The sequence below is a fragment of the Bifidobacterium sp. ESL0775 genome (assembly GCF_029395475.1).
GTDB lineage: Bacteria > Actinomycetota > Actinomycetes > Actinomycetales > Bifidobacteriaceae > Bifidobacterium.
In genome coordinates this window covers 143,778-160,735 of sequence record NZ_CP113917.1, presented here as the reverse complement: position 1 = coordinate 160,735, position 16,958 = coordinate 143,778, and the positions used below count along the sequence as shown (strand labels likewise).

General features: G+C 61.3%; 7 protein-coding genes. All 7 read left to right on the top strand.

Annotated features, from left to right (window positions below; translation table 11 throughout):
* Nucleotides 1–141 precede the first annotated feature (141 nt).
* The 7 genes from OZX73_RS00495 to gyrA all read left to right on the top strand — a co-directional run bounded on the left by OZX73_RS00495 (nucleotide 142) and on the right by gyrA (nucleotide 16,815).
* Complete coding sequence (locus OZX73_RS00495; protein ID WP_348519455.1) at nucleotides 142–5,904, top strand: BspA family leucine-rich repeat surface protein; 5,763 nt, start codon at nucleotides 142–144, stop codon at nucleotides 5,902–5,904.
* Between the two features lie 393 nt (nucleotides 5,905–6,297).
* A complete protein-coding gene (dnaA, locus tag OZX73_RS00490) occupies nucleotides 6,298–8,082 on the top strand; it encodes a chromosomal replication initiator protein DnaA (RefSeq protein WP_277149621.1) in 1,785 nt (594 codons plus the stop codon).
* A 649-nt stretch (nucleotides 8,083–8,731) separates the two neighbouring features.
* Entirely contained in the window at nucleotides 8,732–9,856 is a 1,125-nt protein-coding gene (dnaN, locus tag OZX73_RS00485; protein WP_277149619.1) for a DNA polymerase III subunit beta, read from the top strand.
* 112 nt (nucleotides 9,857–9,968) lie between these two features.
* Entirely contained in the window at nucleotides 9,969–11,198 is a 1,230-nt protein-coding gene (locus OZX73_RS00480) for a DNA replication/repair protein RecF (RefSeq protein WP_277149617.1), read from the top strand.
* Nucleotides 11,195–11,692 carry a DUF721 domain-containing protein gene (locus OZX73_RS00475; RefSeq protein WP_277149615.1) on the top strand — a complete coding sequence of 166 codons (498 nt, stop codon included), beginning with the start codon at nucleotides 11,195–11,197 and terminating at the stop codon, nucleotides 11,690–11,692. Before OZX73_RS00480 ends, OZX73_RS00475 begins: the two co-directional genes overlap by 4 nt.
* A gap of 346 nt (nucleotides 11,693–12,038) precedes the next feature.
* Complete coding sequence (gyrB, locus tag OZX73_RS00470; RefSeq protein WP_277150860.1) at nucleotides 12,039–14,081, top strand: DNA topoisomerase (ATP-hydrolyzing) subunit B; 2,043 nt, start codon at nucleotides 12,039–12,041, stop codon at nucleotides 14,079–14,081.
* Between the two features lie 103 nt (nucleotides 14,082–14,184).
* On the top strand, nucleotides 14,185–16,815 hold the full coding sequence (gyrA, locus tag OZX73_RS00465) for a DNA gyrase subunit A (RefSeq protein WP_277149613.1): 2,631 nt from the start codon (nucleotides 14,185–14,187) through the stop codon (nucleotides 16,813–16,815).
* The last annotated feature ends 143 nt before the right edge of the window (nucleotides 16,816–16,958 follow it).

Below are 16,958 nucleotides of genomic sequence, written 5' to 3'. Positions count from 1 at the left end.
GGGCCGCAGACGGGTCATCCGTGGACATCCGGTTGAAATCAGGCGGGAAAGCCACTAACCTTGCAAATTGGGTTTGATTGTAGTGCATCCCGCAATGTAATACATTGTGGGATTGTATTGGTTGAAAAGGTTGGTTTCCTTATGGGTATTGTCCACAGTATCGTGGCATTTGCGTTGTGCGTAGCCATGACGATGTTCGCTCCCTCCCCGCAGGTTGGTCACCAGAATCCGCCAGCCCAGCCGGCCAATCCCCCGACTTCCAGCCAAACCGCGCCTTTGCGGCGCGACACCGACGCGTCCGCCGCCGCGCACCCTGCCGAGTCTGCTGTTGCCCATTCCTCGACACAATCCAAGCCAGACGCCACCCGTCCTGATACCCGGCCCGCTCCAGGCGCCACACACTCCCGGACAACGCCGTCCCCGAGCACGAAAGCACAACCCGGCAAGGCCAACGGCCACCCGTCCGCGTCCCCGACAACCAGGACCGGAGCGGCCGACGGGCTGCCCGCCGCGCAATCCGACGGCGCGGCCAACGCCACGCCATTATTGCGCGCCCAGCCGGCGGCCCTTCCCGCTAGCCACAGCCCGGTGAGCGCCATGGCAACCATCACCGACCACGCCGATAAGCCCGCCGCCCCCGCCTCACCCGACAAAACAGGAAACGAACAACGACAGGCAGTCGGCTCTTCCGGGCCGGTTATCCCGGCGGCCGCACACGCCGAGAACAGCAAAGCCGCGCCGCCAGCCCACCCAACACAACCTGCGTCCTACCAGCCCGAGACACCGCAGCCACAGGACGACCCCAGCCCCTCCCCACAAAGCAGCTGCACCCCTGTACCTTCAAACGCCGGAGTCAACGGCTACGCAGGAACAGGAGGAGACCGTACAGGCCTAAATCTACTTCCAATAGTGCCCGGCAGCCACATCATAATGGCGTGGGCCATTGATTCCAGCTGCGTTCTTCATATAGGCTATATTGACGGAGGTGGTGGTCTACAAATACCAGACGCATATTTTTCACGCAATTCAACAGCTTGGTGGAAACCCTACAGTGCCGAAATTACCGGAATTGTATTTGAAGCTCCCGCCGGGCATGGTCCCGGGCATGGTATGAGTATTGAGTACAATTTACAGCTCGACTATTCCAGCCCAGATGGCTTCTTCTCGAATATGCCGAATCTCGAATATGTAGATACCCACGACAGTTTAACATTCGTAAATTTCAGCACAACTGCCGGAGGAGATGGAACCAGCGCCTATCGCGCATTCGCAGGGGACTCGAATTTAGTAAGTGTAAGTAATGTCACAAATGGTGGCAGCTACACGTTTTATGGATGCACTAAATTACGATTCATATCCATTTACGGACAAGAGTTTGCGATAAATGTGGATGATGACAGTTCCTATATGTTTGCCAACTGTCAAGATTTGCATGACCTTACACTTGTTAGTCTTGGACAAAACGCGACTGGCATGTTCAAAAACTCAGGCCTTAACACGTTGAAACTGCTTAACCGGAGTAACAGTAAATACCTTACCTCCCTATTCCAAGGAGACAACGGTCTTCAAGAAGTTACGCTGCCTGGATTGGTCACGAGCGCGACCACCGACATCAGTCACATGTTTGACGGATGCTCACTCCTCAGCACAGCCGATCTGTCAAACTGGAACCTCAGCGGAGTCACGAACGCGGAGGGGGCATTCAAAAACTGCGCCAGAATGGGATCAATGGACCTGTCCAGTTGGACGGGCGTGGGGAAGGCCAAGAACATGGTCGACATGTTCAACGGCGACGCCGAACTGGCCACGCTGAAACTGCCCAACGGCTTCGTCGGCGCGGCCGCCACCGACACCCACTCCATGTTCCAGAACTGCCCGAAACTCGCCGCCCTCAACACCGCCGAGTGGGACGTGAGCGCCGTCACCAACATGGCCAACATGTTCCAAGGCGACGCGGCGCTGGCCACGCTGGATTTGTCCAGCTGGAACACCAGCGGGGTCACGCCCCTGCCCGCCAACATGGCCAGCATGCTCCCCAGCGGCCTGACCGCCCTCGGCCTGGGCGCCTCCACGCGCCTCGACCCCGCCGCCTTCGCCGAGGTGCCCGCGAACCTGATATGGGACCAGAGGACCGGCCTGGCGGCCGGCGCCAGCCTGGTCGGCCTGGTCGGCGACACAGGCGCCCTGAAGACCAAGGCCTCCACCAACCCCGCCGGCTACTACGTGCTGGCCAGTTCCGGCGCCAAGATCATCATCGACCCCGGCACGGGCGCCGCCACCAGCACCCCGTCCTACATCATCGACACCAGCTCCTCGGCCCAAGACTTCAATCCCGACGAGAAGATACTCACCAACCCGGCCCACAGGTATTTCGTCGGCTGGAAGGACAGCCGCGACAACAGCACAATCGACGGTAACGCATCCCTGCATTTCAACAAGGGGCAGTACCAGCCCCGCAAGACCGTCACCCTCACCGCCCAATGGGCCTCGTTCGCCCCCACCATCGAAGACCTCAAGGTCAAAGCGCCCACCGTCTCCGCCCCCCCTAGCAGCCGTGCGGGAGCAGTCGATTTCGAGATCAAGAGCCATGGCACTTTCGGCACCTCCATGGTGGTCCGCACGGGAAGGGGCGGCAGCTACACCTTCTATCGCAAGGACAGCCGTTGGCAGGTCTACGACTGGCCGATCACCAACCTGGTGGACCCGACCGCGTTCGGCTCGACCTACTCGATGACCGCGACCACCACAATCACCGACCCCGCCACCGACAAGCAGGTCACCAGCGACGAGGGCCAGCTGACCGGCGTGCTGCCCTGGATGACAATCAACTTCGACAAGAACGGCGTCCCCGGCAACGCGCCAGCCCCCATCAATACCCTCGTCGACACCACCGGTAGTTACGGACCGTGGTCTTGGGTGGCCCCGACCCTGCCGGGCGGGCGGTCCGGGACGATGGCGCCCGACCAATACACCTGGCTCGACTCCTGGACCACAGGCCGCAGAAGCTGGCCGCCAAACAAGGCAGCCAATACCGAAAACCCGCTGCTGACCTCGTACGGCTCGACCGACGGCACCGGGCACACCACCGTCACCCTCACCGCCCAGTGGAAGACCATGCCGGCCCCCTCCGTCTACGCCGGCGTCGAGCAACTCCAGGCCGGCAGCCCCGTGACCGTTCACATCCAGGCCGATCAGGCCGGCAGCCCGGACCACTCGGGCACGATCTCGATGAGCACGGGCCTGGGCGGCTCCTGCAGCCACACCTCCCCGCCCTACACGTCCGGCTCCACGGACACGCCCTACTGCGAGGTGACGGGCCTGCCGATCGCCAGCCTCCAAAGCGACCCGACGCCCGGCGGCACCTACACGATCACCGCCACGGGCAGCTTCAGGAACCCCGACACCGGCGCCATGATGACCAAGCAGACCGTGAAGACCGGCGTCCTGCCCTACATGACCGCCCGGTTCACCACCGGCGACGGCACCGGCACCCCGCCCAACGACACCAAAGGCTTCGTGGACACCACCGCGGCCGAATCCCAACAGGGCGCGCTGCTGGACCTGCCGGGGCGCTCGGGCATGACCTCGCCCGCCAACAAGATGTTCGGCGGATGGACCGCCGCCGGCAACACGTACGGCACGGGCTCGCAGAAGATTCCCACCGCCGACGCGGCCGACGACGGCTCCGGACACTATACGATAACCCTCGACGCACTCTGGAAATCGATCGGCCTCAAGCTCAAAGACATCACCGTCCGCGCGATACCCGGCGCGGCCCAGACCGTCAGCCTCACCTTCATCACGGCCTCCGACACGCCCAGCGGATGGACGGCCACCGCGAGATCCGGGGTCGGGCCGATACCCATCCGATGCAACAGTCGCTTATGTAGAGCAAACAACATTGCCATCAGTCGTCTTGTGGACCCGACGCCGGGCAGCACCTACACCGTCACCATGGACGTCACCGCCACCGACCCGGACACCGGCGCCACGCTGACGGGCAGCGCCACGGCCACCGGGATTCTGCCCTACATGACCGCCACGTTCGCGCTCGACCCGGGCAGCACCGGCACCACACCCGCCACCATCCGACAGCTCGTCGACACCGCCAGTACAACCGCCTACCTGACCCTGCCCCCGGGCACGGGCCTGGCCGGCCCCTCAGGCGATCTGTTCGCGGCCTGGGCCAGCGGCGAACGCACCTGGCAGCCCGGCGCCGTGGCCATACCCACGTCCTACGGGACGTCCGGCGGGCAGTCCGAGACCACGATCGCGTTCACGGCCAAATGGGGCAGCGTGTCCATCCCCACCGATCTGGCGGCCGCCTACCACCACACCGGCGACACCGTGACCCTGACGGGCAAGGCCATGGGCACGGGCGGCGACACCGTCAAAGCCTGCATGACCGACGGAACCGGCGGCACGGACACCTGCCGCACCTCCGCTCCCAACCCAAGACCCGGGCCCGAGCCCGCGCCCGGCAGCGAGTTCACACCCGTCACCACCGGCAACCCTCGCGTTAACACCTTCACCGTCGACCCCGCCGATGTAGGCAGCATCAATATCACCGGCCGCGTCGATCGCGACACCACGTTCACCAGCCCCGATGGCACTGCGGCTCATATCCGCATCTGTCCTGCCGGCACGCCCGCCCCCACCGCCGGTGACGTACCCACCGACTGCAGCGAGATCACCACCAACATCACCGACAACGTGCTACCTTGGACCGGCGCCAACGACAATGTCGCCTGGACTGGACGCTATTACCCCGCGCCCAAGGACACGGACCACACGACCAAGGACGCGGACTTCAAGAACGGCGACGGCTACTATGACATCTGGGCCTACGCCGCTTTTAGAATGTCCACCGACCAGATAGGCACGCCGGTGAAGATCTACAACCGCTACCATTACACCGCCACACCGCCAGCCACACCAGCCACACCAACCGCGGCCAGTTGGGACTGGAGCGTCAGCTTCCCCGCCAGCCAGTACACCAGCCGGTACGGCGCCGACGGCCAGCACCACTTCACCGCCACGCAGACCAACAGCAGGGGCGGCCACAGCACCGCCGCAGAACTCGCCGGCACCCTGCCCTGGCTTAAGACCACCTACGACCCCAACATGCCCGGCGGGGCCAGCGCCACGGCGCCCGACCCGGGCAAGAGCCTCGTCGACACGTCCCAGGCCAGCCGGCCCAGCGACCTCACCCTCGCCCGGCCCACCAGCAGCATGGAGCCCCCGGACGCGGTGTTCCTCGGCTGGAGCCGGACGCAGAGCGCCACGGCGCCCGACACCGGCATGGGCGACCCCAGCAACCGCACCACCACCCTGAGCGCGCCCGCGGGATCCCCCGAGGCCGACACCACCCTGCACGCCGTATGGCGCACACTCAACCAACCCGCCATCGACGCCGCCAGCCGTGACACCGCCACCAAGAACGTCACCATCACCGGAGGCGCCACCCCATGGACCAGCGACGAAACCGTCGAGGCCACCGCCACAGGGCTCGACGGCCAGACCGGCAGCGCCGTCGGCACCGCCCAGGCACCGACCCTCAACACGGCGGGCGCCTACGACGGCGCCACCAGGCACGGCTGGACGCTGACCCTGCCCGGCACGGGGATTCCCCAGGGCGGCCGCTACCGGGTGTCCGCCAGCAGCGTCGGCGACGACGGCGCCTGGCGCGGCGTCGCCCACCGCTACGCCAAGGCCACCGCCACCCAGGACGTCACCATCCCCGCCGGCGCCACCATCCTGCACGCCCTGCCGCTGACCGGTGGCACGGCCCGACGCCTCGCCACCCTCTTCGCCCTCCTGCTGGGCGCCACCCTCCTCCTGCTCGCCGCAGCCACCAAACTACGCGACAAGAGACGCGAACAAGGCCAAGGCTCCTCCAGATAAGGCGCGAACAACACCTAGATGCTAGGCAAAACCCAAAGAGAAGCCGGTACGGAAATCCAACCTAATCCGTGCCGGTTTTTTCTTGTTCGCCCATACTGAAGCATCTCAAAGATCAGATGATTGTGGATAAGTAACATATATAAATGTGAAGATACCGGGTTCTCGCAAAGCCTTGCAACGATGGGGATACGAGGGCCAGTTATCCACAAATTACATGGATGTTATTCACAATTCAATGTTTCCAACACGCAAGACTGTGGATAACTTCGGGGCGTAGGAGTACATATAGAATATCGCATCGCGAAGTCGAATATGTTGTGCCAAAAACCCTGACGGCACGATGGCGGAGGCGACGATGCCGGAAACGTACAGAACGATCGAGAAAGGGCCATAATGGCAGATGAGTCGAACGACCCGATGGCCCAAGCCATACGCATTTGGGACGACGTGCTCGCGGTGCTGCAGCAGGACAGCTCGGTCACCCCGCGCAGCAAGGGCTGGCTCGAGGGCGTGCGGCCCGAGGGCGTCTTCGGCCCGACCATCGTTTTGTGCGTGGCCAACGCGGCCACCCAGCAGGCGCTGCAGGGCGAGCTCAACCAGGCGCTGCTCGGCGCGCTGAGGCTCGTGACCGGGCACGACATGTTCCCGGCGTTCAAGATCGCCGCGCTCGAGGACAAGAATGTTGCCGACGGGAATGGCGACGGGAACAGAAATGGCACCAACCAGGCAATAAGCACGCCTTTCAACGGTGAAAACCAGACCGGACAGACCGCCAGCGGCGATGCCTATCGTTATGACTACGCGCGCGAATCTGGGCCGGTCCAAGCGTCGCAACTGAGCTTTGATGTGCCCGACGAGATGAGAAATCCCGCCGCGCCCGGGCGCGAGAACAGGTACGGGAACGCACGCGATGGCCAAACGGCGGCGATGAACCCGAAGCCACAAGCCGGGCAGCCGTCGCAACAGCCACAGCAGCCACAACCCCAAACGCAACAGGCATCGCAGCAAACGCGGCCAACACAGCAACGACAAACGCAGACACAGCCGCAGGCGGGCGCGACGGCGCAATCCGCGCCCACCTCAGCATCGACGACCGCCTTCGAGGTGGACGACCAGAAGACCGCGCGCGACCCGGAGACGCACCTCAACAAGAACGCGACCTTCGACACCTTCGTGCCCGGCGATTCCAACCGCTTCGCGCGCACCGTGGCCCTGGCGGTGGCCGAGGGCAGCGGCAAGGATTTCAACCCCCTGTGTATCTACGGCGGCTCGGGGCTGGGCAAGACCCACCTTTTGAACGCCATCGGCAACTACGCACTGGTCAAGGACAGCACACTGAAGGTGCGCTACGTGACCAGCGAGGAGTTCACCAACGAGTTCATCGAGGCGCTGCAGACCCCGAACCAGAGCCAGGGCCAGATCGCCGCGTTCAACCGCCGCTACCGGCAGGTCGACGTGCTCCTGATCGACGACATCCAGTTCCTGGGCGGCAAGGAAGCCACGCTCGAGCAGTTCTTCCACACCTTCAACGCGCTCTACCAGGCCGGCAAGCGCATCGTCATCGCCTCCGATGTCGCACCGAAGAACCTGAAGGGCTTCGAGGCACGCCTGATCTCGCGCTTCGAATCGGGCCTCACCGTCGACGTCAAGCCGCCGGATCTCGAGACCCGCATCGCCATTTTGCGCATGATGGCCTCGATGAACCATTCCAACATCCCCAACGACGTGCTCGACCTCATCGCCGAACGCTTCACCGAGAACATCCGCGAGCTCGAGGGGGCGCTCACCCGCGTCACCGCCGTCGCGTCGCTCAGCAACCAGCCGGTCTCGCGCGCCTTGGCCGAGCAGACCCTGCAGGACTTCTTCACCACGGACGTCGAGATCAAGCCGACCGACATCATCGGGCAGGTGGCCAAGTATTTCCACCTGACCTTCGACGACCTTGTCGGCCGCGCACGCACCAAGAACGTCGCGCTGGCGCGGCAGATTGCCATGTACCTGGCCCGCGAGATGACCAGCATGAGCCTCGTGGACATCGGCGAGGTCTTCGGCGGGCGCGACCACACCACCGTGATGCACGCCTACACCCGCATTTCCAACGAAATGCAGGAGAAGCAGGAAATCTACAACTACGTCATGGAGCTCACGGTGCGCCTGAAGCAGCACCCGGAGGGCTAAGCGGCTTGATTTGGGTATCTGTACGGTTCGGAGCTTAACAACATCGCTAATGGATGGCGAATGATGTCAGTCGGCCATCTATGGTGTGTCGGATCGCTTTCTTGAGGTAATTGTCAACTGAAGAGACACCCCCAAACAACATTTTATGTAATACATTCGCGATTATTTGATTCTTTCGCGTTATCTGTCACGTTGCCTTTGACAGGCAAATTCACACGATTTTCATGTTTTCCACCGCGCGACACACCGGCAGTGGAAAATTTATTGGCGATATTTATCCACATAGTTATTCACAAATGGGGGTAAACTCTGCGGATAACGCGTGGATACTCGCCTTAACTGCTGTGGAAAACTCGTGGACACGTCTCGAAAAACGGTGGATAGAAAAAGCGCGAAGCCTTGCCGGTGGATAACTCAAGGGTTTATCCACAATTCTTCGCCGGGTTATCCACATACGCAATGCTTGTGGATAAAGCTGTTTATAAGGCATAAAGCATGTTATCCACATATTCACCGTGCTTATTATCCTGATTACTTAAGCAAACTTACGTTTCATCGTGGTCAGCGAAGTGAGCAAGTTGAATCTGTATCTCACGATGAACAAAAGCAACTAGAATAAAAACCAGTTAATCACCAAAGTAGGAGCCTTATGAAAGTCGAAATCAACTCCACCGCCCTGGCGGACGCAGTTGCCTGGACCACCCGCGTCATCGACGCACGCCCGGCCAACCCGATCCTCGCAGGCATCAAACTCAAAGCAGCCGACGGCACCTTGCAGCTTTCGGCCTTCAACTACGAAATCTCCGCTCAACACCACATCGAGGCGGGCGTCGACGAGGCCGGAAGCATTCTCGTACAAGGTAAACTACTCGCTGACATCACCAAGGCGCTGCCACAGCAAAAAACCTATCTGTCCACGTCGGATACGACGCTGACCATCACCTCCGGCAAGTCAACGTTCAATCTGCAGCTCATGCCCGAATCTGAATATCCGGACTTGCCCGAAGCCCCGGCGATGCTGGGCCAGGTCGATGCGCCCACGTTCGTGCAGGCCGTCTCGCAGGCCTCGGTCGCCGTCTCGCGTGAGGAGAACCGCCCAGTGCTGACCGGCGTGCGCATCCAGTTCAACGGCGAGAAAGTCGTGATGACCTCCACCGACCGCTTCCGGCTTTCACGTTCGACCTTCAAGTGGACGCCGCAGGACAGCGATCTCGAAACCGAGACGCTGGTCCGTGGCTCGCTTTTGCGCGATGTGGCCCGCGCCGTCGACGAGCACCAGAACGTGATCATCGATTTCAACACGGAAAAGCCGTCATTGCTTGGTTTTGAGAACGCTGGGCGCGTTTCGACCTCGCAGCTGATTGATGGGGAGTTCCCCGCGGTCGACAGGCTGTTCGCCGATGAATACCCAATCGAGGCCGTCCTAAACAAGGAGGCGCTGCTGGGCGCCATCAAGCGTGTGGCGCTGGTCGCGGAACGCAATGCACCGATCCGCATGGTCTTCGAAGGCCAGACGTTGACGCTTTCCGCCGGCACCGCCGACGAATCGCAGGCCAAGGAGGTCCTTGACATCGACATGGATGGCGAGAACATCACCGTCGCCTTCAACCCGTCATATCTGATTGAGGGATTGAGCGCGATCACCGAGCCGTTCGTGCGCATGAAGATGACCACTGCCGTCAAGCCGGTCGAGTTCAACGGACAGCAGGAAGCCGATTCCGACGAGTCGATGGATTACCGCTACCTGCTTGTGCCGATGCGCTTCAACAACTGATTTTCGATATGAAATTTATCTTACGGTGTTCACTAATTTAGTTGCACACCGTAAGATATTTTTCTTTCTACCTCATTTTTCGCAGATATTGGATACAAGGTAAGGAGTTCGCGTGTACATCTCGCGGCTGGCGCTTGACCATTTCCGTTCATGGCCGCACCTTGTCGTGGATTTCACGCCTGGGGTGACCATCCTCAAAGGCGCGAACGGACTTGGCAAGACCAACATCGTGGAGGCCATTGAAGTGCTCTCCACCGGCTCCAGCCACCGTGTCTCCAGCTCGTTGCCATTGATTGAGCGCGGCGAGGCCAGGGCCACCATCCGCGCCAATGTCAATGAAGGTGCTGATACAGGGACAACCTATGAAGTGACCATCGCGGCGCGGGGGGCCAACCGTGGGCGCATCAATGGTGGCAGTTCACTGTATATGCGGGATATTGTCGGTAAAGTGCCGAGCGTCTCATTCACGCCGGATGACCAGCGGTTGGTGGCGGGCGATCCGGCTGGGAGGCGTGGGTTTCTTGACCAGGCCGGGTCGCTGTTGGTTCCGGGATATGCCGCCAACCTTTCCAACGCCAACAAAATCGCCAAGCAACGTGCCGCGCTGTTGAAGCAGCTTGGGCAACGCGGGGAACCGGTGGACGCGAAGAACGCCGCGCTCAACGGGCTGGAGATATGGACCGGTCAGTTCATCGCCGTCGGCGTCGCCCTGACCCGCGCACGGGCTGGATTGATCGAACAGTTGGCTGGGCCATTTTCGCGCATTTACGATGAGCTGGCCGGCAAGCCGCAGCATGCGGGATTGCAATACGCGCCATCGTTCGAGGAAGTGCTTGATTTCGAGCAGCCCGAACCGGAGATCAGCAAGCATTACCAACGGTTGTATGACGGGGAGATCGCGCGCGGGCGCAATCTCATTGGGCCGCACCGCGACGATGTGACGTTGACGCTTGACGGGATGCCCGCCCGCGAATTCGCCTCGAACGGCGAGATGTGGACCATGGCGCTCGCGTTGAAGATGGCCCTATTCGACGAAATCACCGAGGTGCAAGGGGTCAAGCCCATCGTCGTCCTCGATGATGTCTTCGCCCAGCTTGATGAGACCAGGCGCAAACAGATCCTCGATTTCGCGATGCAGCAGGACCAAGTGCTCATCACCGTGGCCGCCGCTGGCGATATTCCTTCGGACGCGACTCGAGGTGGCGACGCCACCATCATTAACGTCGCCGAACTCAAAGCCGGCGCACAAGACGAGAACGCGAATCTGGTGGCGCAACTGCAAGCCGCTCGGAAGAACAACACAGTTGATTCGGATGATGACAGTGATGGAGCGCGATCATGAAGCCGCCGATCGCCGAACAACTGCATCTTGACCAACGGAAACTGCCCGCTGAAGTGTTTAACAGGCTCTCGTCCCGCGCTGGCGCACGTAAGGACTGGAAGGCGCGCGAGGAAAGCGCATGGAACAACTTCGGCAAGCCCGGGCGCGACCCGGGCAGGCTCGGCGGGGTCATGTCCGTCATCGCCACCGACGGCGACTGGACCCCTCACCTTAAACTTGCGCAGTTGCGTAACCACTGGGACCAGGTGGTTGGACCGGCCATCGCCAACCATTCCGTGGTCACCAGTTTTAATGACGGCGTGCTCACCATCAACACCGAATCCAACGCCTGGGCCACCCAGTTGACCTACCTCATCCCCCAGCTCACCGCAACCATTCGCCAACGGCTCAAGGGCCTTGAGATTCGTGACATTCGCGTCACCGGCCCGCAGTCGCACAATTTCAGGCGCGGTGCCGGTGGTCGACGCTATCCGAACCGCTATATGCGGTACTGACAAGCTTCGGATGGATATGAATCCGAGTATCCAAGGTCAAGGAACACTGTCGATTGTTCATTTGCGAATATTTGTCTAATATCGCGGCTTAATGGCATCCGTTTTATCAAAATTTCATCTTTGGGGGGTAATACCTTGAATGTCCCCTTATCTGAGTAAAATGGCCTCTATATGGTTAAACCTCTAGAAGGCCCCATTATTTGCTTTCTAGAGTGTATCGCCCGCGCAAGAAGCCTTTCGTGCGAGGGAAAATGCAGGAAGGAACCTTGTGGCAGACTCTGAAGTGAATAATGAGAACACCGATACCGCCAATGATGACAGCAACGAACCCAAAACCGAAGCGCAGATTGAAGCGGAAACCGACGAACTCGAAGATGCCCAGCTTGATGATTCGCTCGCTCCCGATCATTACGACGCCAGCGATCTGAGGGTGCTTGAAGGCCTTGAGGCCGTGCGTATCCGTCCGGGTATGTACATCGGTTCCACCGGCCCGCGCGGCTTGCACCACTTGGTCTACGAGATCGTCGACAACTCCGTCGATGAGGCGCTCGCGGGTTATGCGACGCATATCGAAGTGACCATCCTGCCAGACAACGGTGTGCGCGTGGTCGACAACGGCCGCGGCATCCCCGTCGATGAAGTGCCCGGCGAGGGCGTCTCCGGCGTCGAGACGGTGATGACCAAGCTGCATGCGGGCGGCAAGTTCGGCGGCGGCGGTTACGCGGTCTCCGGCGGCCTGCACGGCGTCGGCATCTCCGTGGTCAACGCGCTTTCCACCGAAATCGACGTGGAGGTGCGCCGCCAGGGCTATCACTGGACGCAAAGCTTCAAGGATCAGAAGGCCACCGCCCCGCTGAAGCAGGGTGCTCCGCTGGCCGAGGGCGAGTCCACCGGCACGTCCGTGACGTTCTGGGCCGATCCCAAGATTTTCGAGACCACCGAATACGACTTCGAAACCCTGCGTTCGCGCTTCCAGCAGATGGCGTTCCTCAACAAGGGTCTTCGTATTACGTTGACCGACGAGCGCAAGCACAACGTCGCGGGCGATGAGGTCGCCGGCGAGGACGATGCCACCGAAGAGAAGCCGGAAACCGTCTCCTATTGCTACCAGAACGGCATCAAGGATTACGTCGCCTACCTGGTCAAGTCCCGTAAGGCCACGCCGATCGAGGACGAGGTCATCGACCTTGAGGCCGAGGATCTGAACCTTGGCATTTCAGCGGAAATCGCGTTGCAGTGGACCACCGCCTATTCCGAGGCCGTGCACACCTTCGCCAACACGATCTCCACCACCGAAGGCGGCACCCACGAAGAGGGCTTCCGCGCCGCGCTGACCAGCTTGGTCAACCGTTACGCGCGCGACAAGAACCTGCTGAAAGACAAGGACGACAACCTCTCCGGCGACGACGTGCGTGAAGGCCTGACCGCCGTGGTGTCCGTCAAGCTCACCAACCCGCAGTTCGAAGGCCAGACCAAGACCAAGCTCGGCAATTCCGAAGCCAAGACCTTCGTGCAGCGCGTGATGACCGACCGCCTCGGCGACTGGTTCGACGCCCACCCAAGCGATGCCAAGAACATCATCCAGAAGGCGCTCGAAGCCTCGCACGCGCGTATCGCCGCCAAGAAGGCCCGCGAGAACACGCGCCGCAAGTCCGTCTTCGAGACCGCCGGCATGCCCGACAAGCTGAAGGACTGCCAGTCCAACAACCCCGAGGAATGCGAGCTGTTCATCGTCGAGGGCGATTCCGCAGGCGGTTCCGCCATCCAGGGCCGCAACCCGATCACGCAGGCTATCCTGCCGCTTCGTGGCAAGATCCTGAACACCGAGCGTGCCTCCATCGACCGCATCATGAAGTCCGACACCATTGAGGCCTTGATTACAGCCGTCGGCGGCGGATACGGCGAGGACTTCGACCTGAACAAGGTGCGCTACCACAAGGTCATCATCATGGCCGATGCGGATGTCGACGGCGCGCACATCGCGACACTCAACCTGACGCTCTTCTTCCGCTATATGCGGCCGATGATCTACGCCGGCTACGTCTACGTCGCCATGCCGCCGCTGTATCGCATCAAGTGGACCAAGGGTCCACACAGCTTCGTCTACACCGACGCCGAGCGTGACCGTGTCTTGAAAGAGGGCAAGGAGTCCGGACGCCAGTTGCCGAAGGGCGAGGGCATCCAGCGCTACAAGGGCCTGGGCGAGATGAGCTACCAGGAGCTGTGGGGCACCACCATGGATCCCGAGCACCGCATTTTGAAGCAGGTGACGATCGATGACGCGGCACAGGCCGACGAGACCTTCTCCATGCTGATGGGTGACGAGGTCGAACCGCGCCGCGAGTTCATCCAGCGCAATGCCCCGAGTGCGAAGTTCATCGACGCCTAGGAGATGAACAGACGGCGCAGTATCGACGCGTAACGTCTGATGTTATTCGAAATCAATGAATAGCAATCTAACTGAGTGATTTTTAAAGACATAAGGATTTACAGTGGCAGACGAAAACAACAATAACAATGACGGCGATGACGAGTACATCCCCGGTGGCGCACTCGAACCATTGAGCCCGCAGGAGGCCGACGACACCGATTACGGCCTGATGAAGGGCGAACGCATCCAGAAGATCGACGTGGGCAAGGAGATGCGCGATTCCTACCTCGCTTACTCCCTTTCCGTGATCGTCGAGCGTGCGCTCCCCGACGTGCGTGACGGCATGAAGCCGGTGCACCGCCGTGTGATCTACGCGATGTATGACGGCGGCTATCGCCCCGACCGCGGCTACAACAAGTGCTCCCGCGTCGTCGGCGACGTCATGGGCAAGTACCATCCACACGGTGATTCCGCCATTTACGACACGTTGGTGCGTATGGCCCAGTCGTGGTCGATGCGCTACATGCTGGTCGATGGACAGGGCAATTTCGGCTCACCCGGCGACGATCCTGCAGCCGCCATGCGTTACACCGAGTGCCGTATGGCGCCGCTCGCGATGGAGATGGTGCGCGATATCGACAAGGACACCGTCGATTTCGTGCCGAACTACGATGGCAAGACGCAGGAGCCCACCGTGCTCCCTGCGCGCTTCCCAAACCTTCTGGTCAACGGCTCCTCCGGCATCGCCGTGGGCATGGCCACCAACATCCCGCCGCACAACATGCGCGAGGTCGCCGACGGCGTGCACTGGGCGCTTGATCACCCGGACGCCACCAAGGAAGAGCTGCTTGAAGCGCTGATTCAGCGCATCAAGGGGCCGGACTTCCCCACTGGTGCCACGATTCTCGGCCACAAGGGCATCGAGAAGGCCTATCGCACCGGCCGTGGCCTCATCACCATGCGCGCCGTGGTCAACACCGAGGAGATCAAGGGCCGCATGTGCCTCGTGGTCACCGAGCTGCCGTATCAGGTCAACCCCGACCGTCTCGCCGCCTCGATCCGCGACGCCGTGCGCGACGGCAAGATCCAGGGCATCGCCGACATGCGCGATGAGACCTCAGGCCGCACCGGCCAACGTCTCGTGCTCATCTTGAAGCGCGACGCCGTGCCGAAGGTCGTGCTGAACAATCTCTACAAGCACACCCAGCTGCAAGAGACGTTCGGCGCGAACATGCTCGCGCTGGTCGACAACGTGCCGCGCACCCTTTCGCTCGATGCCTTCGTGAGCCACTGGGTCAACCACCAGCTCGAAGTCATCGACCGTCGTACCCGCTACTTGAAGCGCGAGGCCGAAGACCGCGACCATATTTTGCAGGGCTACCTGAAGGCCCTCGATATGATCGAGGAAGTCATCGCCCTGATCCGCGCCTCCAAGGACGTCGAAACCGCACGCACCGGCCTTGAAGATCTGCTTGGTGTGGACGATGTACAGGCCGACGCGATTTTGGCCATGCAGCTGCGCCGTCTCGCCGCTCTGGAACGCCAGAAGATCGTCGACGAGCACAACGAGCTGATGAAGAAAATCGCCGATTACAACGATATCCTCGCCAGCCCCGAACGCGAACGCAAGATCGTGGGCGACGAACTTGACGAGATCGTGGCCAAGTACGGCGACGACCGCCGCACCAAGATCCTGCCGTTCTCCGGCGAGATGAGCGACGAAGACCTCATCGCCGACGAAAACGTGGTCGTCACCGTGACGCACTCCGGTTTCGTCAAGCGCACCAAGGCCGACGAATACCGCGCCCAGCACCGCGGCGGCAAGGGCATCAAGGGCGCCAAGCTGCGTCAGGACGACGTGGTCGACCACTTCTTCCTCACCTCGACGCATAACTGGATTCTCTTCTTCACCAACCGCGGCCGCGTCTTCCGCTTGAAGGCTTACGAGCTGCCGGAAGGCTCCCGCGATTCCAAGGGTCAGCACGTGGCCAACCTGCTCCAGCTCTCCCCCGACGAGACCATCCAGGCCGTGCTTTCCATCCCCGATTACGAAGTTGCCAAGTATCTTGTGCTCGCGACCCGTTCCGGCAAGGTCAAGAAGACCCCGCTGGCGCAATACGATTCCACCCGTCAGGGCGGCCTCATCGCCGTGCGCCTGATGGAGGACCCGGAGACCGGCGAGCCGGCCGATGAGCTGATCGGTGCGACGCTGTGCAACGCGGACGACGACATCATCCTCGTCTCCAAGCACGGCATGAGCCTCAAATTCAAGGCCGACGACGAGCAGCTGCGCCCGATGGGTCGCCAGACCGCCGGTGTGCAGGGCATGAAGTTCCGCGACGGCGACGAGCTCCTGGCGATGGACGTGGTCCGCGCCGACATGGAAGACGAGCTGAGCCTTCTCGTGGTCACCAACGAGGGCTTCGCCAAGCGCACCTCCATCAGCCAGTACCGCCTCCAAGGCCGCAACGGCTTCGGCGTCAAGGCGCTGCAGATGAACGAGGACCGTGGCGAACTGGTGGGTGCGGTCATCGTGGCCGACTCCGACCAGATCCTCGCCATCATGAAGTCCGGCAAGGTCATCCGCTCCGACGTCAATGAGGTCAAGCGCACCGGTCGTAATACACAAGGTGTGACGCTCGCCAAGCCTGACAAGGGCGACGAGATCCTCTCCATCGCACGCAACACCGATACGGATGACGACGAGGATGAGGGCGACGACAACGGAAGCGATGACGCGGACAAGGCGTAAATTTCTGAAAGCCCCAGTGTCCTAGAGCAAGTGTGCAAAAAGACATCAATGGCCTCGGAAACCGCGTCTTGCTCGTCCCCGAAGACTGGTAGCCTCATAGCAGGTTATATCGCGCGAAAACGGCAGTAACGCCAACATCCACG

Coding starts and splice junctions, on each gene's coding strand:
- OZX73_RS00495 (WP_348519455.1), top strand. CDS start 142: ATGGGTATTGTCCACAGTATCGTGGCATTTGCGTTGTGCGTAGCCATG.
- dnaA (WP_277149621.1), top strand. CDS start 6,298: ATGGCAGATGAGTCGAACGACCCGATGGCCCAAGCCATACGCATTTGG.
- dnaN (WP_277149619.1), top strand. CDS start 8,732: ATGAAAGTCGAAATCAACTCCACCGCCCTGGCGGACGCAGTTGCCTGG.
- OZX73_RS00475 (WP_277149615.1), top strand. CDS start 11,195: ATGAAGCCGCCGATCGCCGAACAACTGCATCTTGACCAACGGAAACTG.